The 11,392-nt window shown below is 37.0% G+C and carries 7 protein-coding genes; 6 read left to right on the top strand and 1 reads right to left on the bottom strand.

Annotated elements, in window-relative coordinates:
• The first annotated feature begins 30 nt into the window (after positions 1-30).
• From I6U50_RS09420 to I6U50_RS09395, 6 genes are all read left to right on the top strand, one after another.
• Entirely contained in the window at positions 31-1,602 is a 1,572-nt protein-coding gene (locus I6U50_RS09420; RefSeq protein ID WP_193711833.1) for a sensor histidine kinase, read from the top strand.
• A gap of 4 nt (positions 1,603-1,606) precedes the next feature.
• Positions 1,607-2,329, top strand: coding sequence for a response regulator transcription factor (locus I6U50_RS09415; protein WP_193711832.1), 723 nt, complete (start codon positions 1,607-1,609; stop codon positions 2,327-2,329).
• Between the two features lie 440 nt (positions 2,330-2,769).
• Positions 2,770-6,228, top strand: a complete 3,459-nt coding sequence (locus I6U50_RS09410) for a T9SS type A sorting domain-containing protein (RefSeq protein ID WP_198638657.1) — start codon at positions 2,770-2,772, stop codon at positions 6,226-6,228.
• A gap of 496 nt (positions 6,229-6,724) precedes the next feature.
• On the top strand, positions 6,725-7,633 hold the full coding sequence (locus I6U50_RS09405; protein WP_232805911.1) for a L,D-transpeptidase: 909 nt from the start codon (positions 6,725-6,727) through the stop codon (positions 7,631-7,633).
• 38 nt (positions 7,634-7,671) lie between these two features.
• Positions 7,672-8,436, top strand: coding sequence for a hypothetical protein (locus I6U50_RS09400; protein WP_198638656.1), 765 nt, complete (start codon positions 7,672-7,674; stop codon positions 8,434-8,436).
• A gap of 176 nt (positions 8,437-8,612) precedes the next feature.
• Complete coding sequence (locus I6U50_RS09395; protein WP_198638655.1) at positions 8,613-8,999, top strand: hypothetical protein; 387 nt, start codon at positions 8,613-8,615, stop codon at positions 8,997-8,999.
• Positions 9,000-9,545: 546 nt separating this feature from the next.
• Here the strand turns inward: I6U50_RS09395 and I6U50_RS09390 are convergent.
• On the bottom strand, positions 9,546-10,823 hold the full coding sequence (locus tag I6U50_RS09390; protein ID WP_198638654.1) for a hypothetical protein: 1,278 nt from the start codon (positions 10,821-10,823) through the stop codon (positions 9,546-9,548).
• Positions 10,824-11,392: the final 569 nt, after the last annotated feature.

Here is an 11,392-nt window from a genome sequence, read left to right as displayed (position 1 = left end):
CCTAAATGTTAAAATATTACTTTTGGGCACATGAATAAGAAGCTTTTTTTACTGCTTGTAATCTTAATGAGCCTGTCCCTAATAGGTATTATTTTCGTACAGGGATACTGGATTAAGAGTACTGTAGATGATAAAGAAGCACAATTTACCTACGACGTTAAACAGGTGCTTTTGCGCGTGGCAAACCAAATTCAAAATCAGGAAATTGAAGATTACTGGATTAAATTTAAGGATGCCGATAGCACCAATAGTCGGTTAGAATCTTCTACCGTTACCGAATATTCTTACGTAAATCAGAATAAATTAAGAAACCAAACCCTTTTTCATTCAGATGCTATTTTAGAGGAAGATTATAAGGTTTCTTCCAGCTTTATAGAATCGGCAAGGGATAGTATTCCGTTCACCAAGCTTATCAATAAAAAAGTGACCAAAATTGTAAACAGTCGCAATAAAATAGATGGGCGGGAACTAAGTTCACAGCAGCAAATAGAGCGTATTATTCGAATGGACGAATATGAGAAAAATTTGTTGAAAGAATATATAGCCGATCATACCAGTAAGTTGCCTTTGCACCAAAGGGTAAGTGAACAAACTATAGAAAGGCTACTTGCCCAGGAGCTTAGCAATCGTGAGATAGCATCAGAGTTTGAGTATGGGGTTTATAGCAATAGTATTTCTACAAATTTGCATAGCGATGATTTTTCGCTTAGCCACCCGGCCACCTATGGTGTGCCACTTTTTGCAGACGACCTTGGGAATAGCAATTACCAGTTGTTGGTTAATTTCACCGAAAAGAAAAAAGTAGTGCTCTCTTCGGTAACTTTAATGGCATCACTTTCTATAATTTTTACCCTAATTATTGTAGTTGCGTATTCCAGCGCATTATCGCAATTGATAAAACAACGGCAAATTTCCCAGATAAAAACCGATTTTATCAATAATATGACCCACGAATTTAAAACACCTATCGCCACGATTAACCTGGCTTTAGATGCGATAAAAAACCCTAAGATTAGCGAAGATGAAGAAAAGAAAAGGCGCTATCTTAAAATGATTCGTGACGAAAATAAACGTATGCACGCCCAGGTAGAAAATGTTTTGCGCATTTCCAAACTTGAAAAAAACGAGCTGGACCTTAAAAAAGAAAGGCTGCAGTTACATGAAATTGTGGAAGATGCCATTACCCACATAGAACTTATAGTAGAAGATCGCGGCGGTTATGTACAAACCCATTTTGGAGCCTTACGCTCTTCAATTTTGGCCAATCAGGATCATTTTACCAATGTAATGGTTAATATGCTGGACAATGCTGTAAAATACTCAGACGATCGCCCCAAAATTGATATTTATACCGAAAATGTTAAGAACTACATCATTCTAAAAATCCGCGATCAGGGAATAGGAATGTCTAAGTTGGTTCAAAAGAAAATATTTGAAAAATTTTATCGCGAACATACCGGAGATATCCATAATGTAAAAGGCCACGGCTTAGGTTTGGCGTATGCCAAGCGAATTATAGAAGACCATCATGGACAGGTTTGGGTGGAAAGCGAAAAAGGAAAAGGAAGCACATTTATAATTAAATTACCTCTAATATCTTAAATATATGGAAACTGAAGACAAGAAAATTTTGTTAGTAGAAGACGATCCAAACTTTGGAACGGTCTTAAAAGATTATTTGGCGATGAACGATTACGAAGTTACACACGCCAAAAACGGAATGGAAGGATTTGAAAAGTTTAAAAAAGACGATTTCGACCTTTGTATCCTGGATGTAATGATGCCTTACAAAGATGGTTTTACCCTGGCTAAGGAAATAAGGGAGAAAAACGAAGATATTCCAATTATTTTCCTAACCGCTAAAGCGATGAAGGAAGATGTACTTAAGGGTTATAAGGTAGGAGCAGACGATTACCTAAACAAACCTTTTGATAGTGAAGTATTGCTTATGAAGATTAAAGCCATTATGCAGCGTAAAGCTACAGATAGTGTGGCAGACTCTAAGCAGTTTGAATTTGAAATTGGTTCGTTTCATTTAAACTCTAAATTAAGGTTCTTAACTTTTAAAGAGGAAGAACCACAAAAACTATCTCCAAAAGAGAACGAGTTGTTGCGTTTGCTGGCCCTGCACGAAAACGATTTGATGCCAAGGGAGCTGGCACTTACCAAAATTTGGAGAGACGATAATTACTTTACTTCCAGAAGTATGGATGTATATATCGCCAAACTGCGTAAATACCTTAAAAAAGACGAGAATGTTGAAATTTTAAATATTCACGGCGAAGGATTTAGGTTGGTGGTAAAAAACCAGGAAAACGCCGAAGCATAAGGCAAGGCGGTTTTTTCAGTTTCCGGGAATAATGAGAGTGGCGTAAATGTATATTTTCGTCCATTTAAGATTTATCGTAATGCTGAGTTATTTCGGCGTCACATGTTTCGTTCTATCGTCATTCTGAATTTATTTCAGCATCTAAGTTGATAGGGATTCTAACATGTTAGATCGCCGAAAGAATTCGTGGCAGGCTCTGTAACTAGCACGCCTGAACGGATATGCAATTAAGCATGACGATATTTAGACGAAGAGTCTTAAGCAAAAAGGCTACTCTCATTGTTTTCCTCCCCGGGATTTTTTGTTAAGCTTTACGAGCTATGCCCGGAGAGCGGTTTTCGGCTGCTTTTAAATTACGGAAAGCCGTAGAATTAACGTTATTTTTTAAGCTTTCCCATTACAAGTTTTATCTTTACTGCCGGAGGTGCTAATACCCGGCTATGAAACACGATTACTTTACATTACCCGGCTTTTCTTTTCGGCTAAGGCCGTGCAGTCTTTCTATAGCACTTTTTTTACTTGTTTTTTTATTGAATTTTACGCTTGGGTTTGGGCAGGGAGTACCATTCTATGATTGGGAAAAAGTAGAGCCTATGGGGCAGGCAGATATCGGTAGTTTAGATCAAATAGTTATTGCGACTGCAACAGACACCGAAGATAATATATATGCTTTGAAATTTGGTGGCGATGTACTTGTTTTTGACAGTAATGGTAACCCGAATGGATCTTTTCAACTTGAAGGTTCTTTTGAAGGGTTAGTGGATATGGCTATAAGTTCTAATAATGAAATTTATGTAGCTCATTATGAAGGAAGAGAAGTTCGTGTATTTGATTTAAATGGAAATGAACTTCTGGCTAAAAGAAAAAGTTCAGGGTACTTTAAACCTTTGGGGTTAACATTTGATCAGAATGATAATTTATACATTTTAGATTATAATGATGGAACAGGAGCCGAAAGTAGTGTTAGTAGTAGGTTGAAAATTTATTATGACAATGGTACTGTTAGCTCTGATCTTTTAATAAATCAATTAACTCAGCCCTATAGAATTGCGGTTGCCGCCTCAGGAGATGTCTATATTAGTCACGCTGCTAATAACGGAGAAACATTAGTTTTTGATAAAAATTTTACTTTTTTACAAACTATGCCTAGTTTGGGATCACCTGGAAGTATTGAAATCGATGATGCTGGCTTTATTTACATAATAGATTATTCAGATAAAGTTGACTTTGCTAAAATTTTAGAGGCAGATCCAATTTATTTATTAAGTGCATTGGACGATATTAAAAACGGAATTCAGAATAGTGAATTCTCAATTAAATTATTCAATTCCAATAATTCTTTAGAAAAATCTTTGAGGGATAAAATTCAGTTGCCTTTGGATTTAACCTTTACTTATTGTACTAATAAAATGGGAGTTAATAATACTAATATAGAAGGACGGTTATTTTCAACTAAATTAGTTTTCGATTTAGAGTTGTATGACCGAACCCCATCACTTGATACTGAAGAACCAGAGGCTATTTGCAAAAGCGGATTAGAATTTACGTTAGAAAATGGAGAAGTTACGATTACAGCCGAAGAAATTGATGGCGGTTCTGCCGATAATTGCGAAATAAAAAGTTTAGAACTTTCACAATATACTTTCGAAAATACTGGAGATTTTCCAGTAACATTAACTGTTACAGATGCTGCTGGAAATTTTGATACGTGTGAAACTACAATTACGATTTTACCTGGAGATGAAGAACTTTTTATAGATTGTCCTGGCACTCAAACAGCAGATTTTCAAGGAAATTGTGAATTCGAACTTTTAGATTATACCGGTGATGCTGATTTTACTTCGGGAGCGAATGTTACACAATCTCCGGTGGCAGGAACTTTTATAACCGAAAATACAGAGATCACTTTAACGGCAGAACTGGATGGGGAAACTCAGGATTGTACTTTTATCGTTGAAGCTACCAATAAGCGTTCGGCATTAGCAGTTTCCTGTCCTGGAGACCAAACAGAGGAGGCTGACACTAATAATATTTTTGAAATACCTGACTATACCTATTTAGCCAATGTGACAAATAGTTGCGGTAATATTAATGTAACTCAGAGCCCAACTGCAGGTACTGTGGTAGAAGAAGATACGACTGTTACTCTTAGTGTAGTTGATGAACGGGGAGTCTCAATAGAATGTGAGTTTGAAGTGATTTTAAATTTTCAGGAAGAACTTTTTATAGATTGTCCTGGCACTCAAATAGCAGATTTTCAAGGGAATTGTGAATTCGAACTTTTAGATTATACCGGCAACGCTGATTTTACTTCGGGAGCGAATGTTACACAATCCCCGCTGGCAGGAGCTTTTATAACCGAAAATACAGAGGTCACTTTAACAGCTGAACTTGATGGTGAAACAAAAAGCTGTAGTTTTTTGCTAGAGGCCACGAATGTCCGACCAGCTTTGGCAATTTCCTGTCCCGGTGATCAACAAGAAAATGCAGACGTTAATGATATTTTTGAAATACCTGACTATACCAATTTAGTCAATATAGCAAATAGTTGCGGTAATATTAATGTAACTCAGAGCCCAATTGTGGGAACTGATGTTGGCGAAAACACAACTGTTACTCTTAGCGCAGTTGATGAGAGGGGAGTTTCGGTAGATTGTGAATTCGAAGTGATTTTAAACTTCATTGATCCCAACGCACCGGAAATAGATTGTGTAAACCACGAGCTTTTCCTTGATGAAAACGGACAGGCAGTTTTAAATCCCGGGGATCTTTTGGTTGGCGAGCCCGGTAACTTGTTAATAACTGCAGATAAAGTGAATTTTGACTGTACTAATTTAGGAGCAAATGATGTGATTTTAACAGCAACCGATCCTGAAACCGGTTTAAGCAGTACTTGTTCCGCCAGTATTTTTATAATAGATGAGATGTTTCCGGTAGCAAGCTGTAAAATAGATTATAAAGTGTATCTGGACAACAGCGGCAATGCCACTTTAGCTCCCGAAGACTTAAATAACAATTCTACCGATAATTGTGGGATTGTTTCCATGGCTTTAAGTCAGACTGAATTTACCCGCGCCGATCTTGGAGAAGTACCTATAACTTTAACCGTGCGCGACGAAGCCGGAAATATGGATTTCTGTGAAACTACCGTAGAAGTAGTAGAGGAAGCTTCGGGTAATTTTGAATGCCGCGAGAGCATAGTGGTTTATCTAGATGAAAACGGAGAGGCCGGCCTGGGCCTGGAAGAGCTTTATACCGGTAATGCAAGTGGAATAACCCTGGAAGCAAGTCAGTTAAGATTTAACTGTAACGATGTGGGGGAGGTTTCTGTTCAACTGGATTATTCTGGTGCGCAAACCGGGAGTTGTAGCATTAGTGTAGAAGTGCGGGATGAAATCGCCCCAGAGATTATTACAGACGTGGTAGAACTTAGTCTGGATGCTGAAGGTTTTGCTTATTTAGAAGAAAACGATGTTTTAGTGCAGGATAATTGTAGCCGGGAGTTTGTTTATCGTTTCGGGAAATCGGTTTTTAGCTGTGAAGATGTAGGCTCCAACACTATAAATGTTGAGGTGGAAGATATAAATGCTAATATCGCTACTAAAAATATTGAAGTGAGGGTAAATGGAGAAGCTTGCGAAACTCCAGACGATTTAAAGTTTTTATTTATCTATCCAAACCCCAATAACGGTATTTTTACCATTGTGACCCCCGATGGCATGACAGTAGAAAAGGTACGTGTTTTCGATTCCCGGGGGCGTTACATTCTACAGCAAAATTATAATGTGAGTGGCCGATTTTACCGAATGAGCATCGAAGCAGTGGCCGAATCGGTTTACACCCTGCAAATTTTCACCAACAAAGGCATTGTTGTAAAACGAGTGATTGTTAGTAGGTAGGGCTCGGTAAGCAGTAAGCAGTTGGTAGTTGCAGTTTGCAGAATTACCGTGATAGCGAACACGCTGTAACTTCGAGTAGCCCAGCGAGAGTCGGGATATATCGAGAAGTGTTTTTAGTTCCCACTTCAAAAGCTTCCCGACACGCCCTTATTTTCGTTTCCACTCCAATATCGCCACTCGAATTGACGCTCTCCACTTAGTAACAAACCTGGAATTATAAAAGCACAGCTTGCCACAATGGCTAACGCTGCTTCGCATTGAAGAAACAAAAAATTTTCGTGTATTCGTGGCGAAAAACAACAAACCCCAGACTTGACAAACCGTCAACCCATAACTCACAACCGACAACTCAAAACTAAGAACCACCAACTTATTTTACCAAACCAACAACAAACTCTTAACGCTTTTTTGGCAGTGAAAATTAAGCTTACTGCCTAATTTCGTTAAGTGTCCCAAAGAGATGTCCTACCGGGAACCTGAATTAAAACTATACGAATTGAAGCAAAAATACATAAAACCAAATTGGCTCTTTTTGGGCCTTTTTATCCTCATTGTTGCGGCCTGTAATCAACATAAACAAGAAAAAATAGAAGAAACGGCACCTGTTCAATTAGATACTATTTCTTTAGAACCACCGGTTTTTAAAATAACTTACAGTTTAGACTCTATTTCCGATAGGCAACATTTAGACAGTCTTAAATCTAGCCTGTCTAAAACAGAAAGAAAATTGGTGTATGCACTAAATAGAATTGATGAACACCGAATAAAGCCGGGTTCAAAATTAATAATTCCTGATTCGCTGGTAGCTGATATAAATTTGTATTCCCCATTTCCCTCAACTTTAAGTTTGCTGGATTCTATACAAAAAACGGTATTGATTTCGCAGCGTATACAAGCGTTTGCGCTTTACGAAAATGGCGATTTATTGCGATGGGGTCCGGTTAGTACCGGCAAACAAAGCACAGGTACACCTTCAGGTCTTTATTATGGAAATTATAAAGCAAAGCGAAAAATAAGTACCATAGACGAATCCTGGGTGTTGCCTTATTATTTTAATTTTATGAATTTTGAAGGTATAGGCACCCATGAGTATACACTTCCGGGGTATCCCGCCAGTCATGGATGTGTAAGAATGTACCGGGAGGATGCGCAAGCTATCTACCAATGGGCCAATATGTGGAAATTGGAAAGTGATGTGATTGTTCAAAACGGAACTCCCTTTATGGTAATAGGGGAATATAATTTTAAGGGGGAACTGCCCTGGTTAAAACTTGTAGAAGATAATACAGATAACGATTTAAATCTTCAGGAAATAGACACGATTAAAGTCTATGCTCAGCGTTATAAAAACGATCCTTTAAACTTGAAACTGGAAGATATGGGTGAAAAGGAAATAGTGCTTTAAGTTATTTTTCATTTTGTATTTTAGAGAAAAATAAATTTATGAAACTTAGATTAAGCTTTATTGGTTTGTTAAGTGTTTTTTTATGTAGTTTCGGAAGCCTGGTGGCACAAGAAGAAACCACAATTATGGTAAGAGCTTTGGCAAAAGATGCAAAATTTATAGGAAGCTCTATTGGCGGTGCTAAAATTATTGTGAGCAATGCTGAAACGGGCGAAATCCTGGATCAGGGTTTTACCACGGGAAGTACTGGAAATACAGAACTTATTCTTAAAACTCCCCATAAGCGTTACGATAATATTACCGATGAAAAGACCGCAGGCTTTAAAGCGGTGCTTTCTATCGAGGAACCTACATTTATAAACGTAGAAGCCCATGCTCCTTATAATAAAAAGCAGTCCAGGGTAGTTTCCAGTACACAACTTTGGGCAATACCAGGTAAAAATATAACAGGCGATGGGGTAGTACTGGATGTTCCGGGTTTTGTGGTAGATATTCTTGCCCCCCAAACCCACGAGCGAATTAAATCTTCAAGCAAAATAAACCTTAAAGCAAATATTGTAATGATGTGTGGTTGTCCCGTAACCGAAGGTGGTACATGGGATGCCAATCAATATGAAGTGAAAGCTATAATAAAAGGAGAAGGTCAGAAAGCCCAGGAAATCACATTGAAACCAACAGACAAGCCCAGTACTTTTGAAGCAGCAATAAACTTAGACAAAGCTTATTATACCATTACTGTTTATGCATTTGATCCGTTAACAGGCAACAGCGGAGTAGACAAAACCAATATTATTGTGAATTAACTCACTAAGTTAGATTTGATAATGGAGGGCCTTACCGTCATTTAGTGAATAAAATGAGCGCAGCAATCTTTTGTAGTGAAAAGTGGGTATTGATGAGTTAATAGTTAGAAGTGAAGAGTTAAGAGTGAATACCTTCCGTCATTTTTATTTCTATGTTACCAAACAGTTGAAACAAAATGAAAATAAAATTTACAAGAAAGCGACTTAAACATTATCTGATTTTTGGAATTATATGGTTGGCTTTAGGTACAACTGCTTTTTACTTTAATCCGGATAATATTTTCAATTACGGATATTTGATAATTGGTGTTTTATACTTTGGGACATTTTTATTTGAAAATACCAAGCAGTACTTGACTATTGAGAATGGAACACTAACAAAGCACCATCTGATCCCCAAAAAGATTAATTTGGAAGAAGTTAAGCGAATCAAAAAGTTTGCTGGTGATTTAACGTTAATATCGGACTCAACTCATTTAAAAATCAATACGGAGCTGATTGAGGAAAAGTCTCTTGCAAAACTCAATTATTTATTGGAAAATTTGGATATAAAACAAAAATAAACCGTTTGGTAACAATATATAAAAACAATGCTTAAACCTGTCTCAATTCGAAAGGTCGTGCTCGCTTGCCTAGCGGATTGTCCTGCGGAAAATTACGCTCACCCATTCGCACAGTTTTTATACGGGACGACAAAACAACTCATAACCCACAACCCATAACCGATAACTCATAACCGAGAACCGCTAATCGCCTCCTCGCAATGACGAAACAAAAAAAATTGTGTATTTGTGGCGAAAAACAACAAACCTCAAACAACAAACACCAGAGGCTACCAATACCGGATTTTCAGAAAATCATAACTCAAACTCATAACCCATAACCGATAACTCATAACCGAAAACCGCCAATCGCCTCCTTACAATGACGAAACAAAAAATATTCGGGTATTCGTGGCGAAAAACAACAAACCTCAAACAACAAACCTCAAACAATAAACACCAGAGGCTACCAATACCGGATTTTCAGAAAACCATAACTCAAACTCATAACTCACAACTCATAACCGATAACTGCTAATCGCCAATCGCCACTTCGCAATGACGTCACTAATTACTACACTCAAAACATTTCATTAATCCTGGACTTATTTTAATGTCTTCAGAGCCTTTAAGAGGTTTGTTTAGTAATTCTCTTTCGGTAATAATTCGGTGAAACTCTTTTGCATATTCCACTAAATTATCTCTACGGGATTTTATTTTTCCAGTGATCTCTTTGCTGCTTTGTTTAGCAATATTTTTTGGCCAAACTTTAAATGAATTGGCAATGGCTTCATCGGTTAATAGGTTCTGCAGATTTTTTGCTTCCGTAGTAAAGATTTTAACCGGGGTATTGGTAAGGAAATAAATATCGTTAGGATAAACCAACCCGGGCATATGCTCGATCTCTTTTTCAAAAGGTCTTACTTTTGGCTCAATATTTTTATTGGAAATGATCCCGGGAATTACACCGCCTAAATTAAAGAAAGCATTATCGCGATCTCCAGCCAAAGGTATAGCTTTAAAGTTTTTGTCTTCCTTTTGAACTACCCAACCCCATTGCTTGGTATGGCGGTCCCAATCGCCAATGAGCATATCGAATAAACGCGCTCTTACAAAGGCATTTTTATCTATGGAAACCTTTTTCGGATTTTCCTCTTTTAATTCTTGCAGGTTTTTGGTGTCTAAGATTTGATATACATTTTTATAGTCTGTCCAGTTCTCTTTGCCTTCGGTTTCGTATTCCAGCAGAAATAAACGATTTCCATATTTTTCATTGTATTGTTTTCCTAAAAACTCCTGTTTCGGCACAAAAACTACTTTGGGATGGGTGTGCAAAATTCCTGCTTTTTCAGAAAGAGATGCTGCCAGAATTGCGCCATAGGGATGCGAAGCCGAAATGGCGTCTATTACAATATTTTTAAGACCCAGGTTGCGAGCCCACTCTGGAACGTGGGTAGAGGGATCTTTGTTAACACTGCGTAGGGAATATAAAAATCCGTTTTTATCCTTTAAGCGAAGCGAGTGGGTTTGTGTGCCGCCACCTTCTTTTACGATCTTCATTCCCCCATACAGGCTGTCCAGAAAAAGTACCGGAACTTTTATCGGGCTGATCCAGGCTTCACGGTAATTCGCTCCCTGCATGATATTCTTAAGTTCATTTGCTTTGTATAAGCTACTGGCAGCAACTTCTACCGAATCATATCTTCGAAAATCTATGTTTTCCAGATCATCAAAATCCTGTATAGTGACCGTTTCAAATTCTTTATCTGTGCTGGAAACCGAAAAATATACCAGTGTTATAAACCCAATAATAAGTATAAAAACTAACCAAAGTAGTTTTTTCATTTTCTGTTATTTTAAATAGGTTTAAAAATACAGATTTATGAGTTATTCTAATGAGAAAAAAGGATTATACCTGTTGAGATTTTATTAGATAATCGTGATTATATAATCCTGGACTTGCTTTAAAATTGAAATTTTCCAGTGAATAGCAAAGGCTACTTTACCGGCAAACAAGCCAACAAAGAAATTTAGATATACAGATTTGAAATTACATTTACAGAAAAATTTTCCTGTAAACAGAAAAGCGCTTTAATAAGATTTTGTAAAAAGAAACGATAAGCCTAGCCTAAAACAATAGTTTTTAAGGCAAAATCCAGGAAGATAACAAGCATAAGGGCGGTAAAAATAATTCCAACTAATTTTAAGATATTAATACGATCTTTCATATTTTAAATATTGGTTATACATAGGTTTAAATAGAACATTCTGTAACCAAAGTAGGTTCTTTACAGAAATATAAACCTCTTTAAAATTGTGTTTTAATAGAACATTCTATTAAAATTAACTATAAATATAACTAAAATTAATTATTTTATCCAAATTAGATGTGAATCTTGTGGTTTTTTACACTG

Origin of the sequence: Salegentibacter maritimus, from assembly GCF_016236975.1 — a bacterium.
Lineage (GTDB): Bacteria > Bacteroidota > Bacteroidia > Flavobacteriales > Flavobacteriaceae > Salegentibacter > Salegentibacter maritimus.
This window is presented reverse-complemented; position numbering and strand designations above follow the sequence as displayed.